Origin of the sequence: Pantoea sp. SIMBA_079, assembly GCF_046940275.1 — a bacterium.
Taxonomy (GTDB): domain Bacteria; phylum Pseudomonadota; class Gammaproteobacteria; order Enterobacterales; family Enterobacteriaceae; genus Pantoea; species Pantoea borealis.
Genome location: NZ_JAWRYR010000643.1, coordinates 1 through 252, shown reverse-complemented (window position 1 = coordinate 252; position 252 = coordinate 1). Strand labels below are relative to the sequence as shown.

Below are 252 nucleotides of genomic sequence, written 5' to 3'. Positions count from 1 at the left end.
ACCTGCGGGCGGATGACGACATCGGCGCGCGCGAGTTCCTGGCGGCCGAGGTTCTGGCCCATGATCGCGATCGACTGGTTGACGATGCCGAGCATGCTGCCGGGCATCACGCCGCTGGCCTTGCTGGAGATGTCGACGGCGATGACGAGGTCGGCGCCGAGCTGGCGCGCCGCATCGACCGGCACCGGGCTGACCACGCCGCCGTCGACGTAGTGGCGATCGCCGATCTTCACCGGTTCGAACACACCGGGC

The 252-nt window shown here is 69.4% G+C and carries 1 protein-coding gene; it reads right to left on the bottom strand.

Annotated features, from left to right (window positions below; translation table 11 throughout):
* Positions 1–252: patatin-like phospholipase family protein (locus SB719_RS21525; protein ID WP_412159940.1), on the bottom strand; the 252-nt coding region annotated here is incomplete at both ends.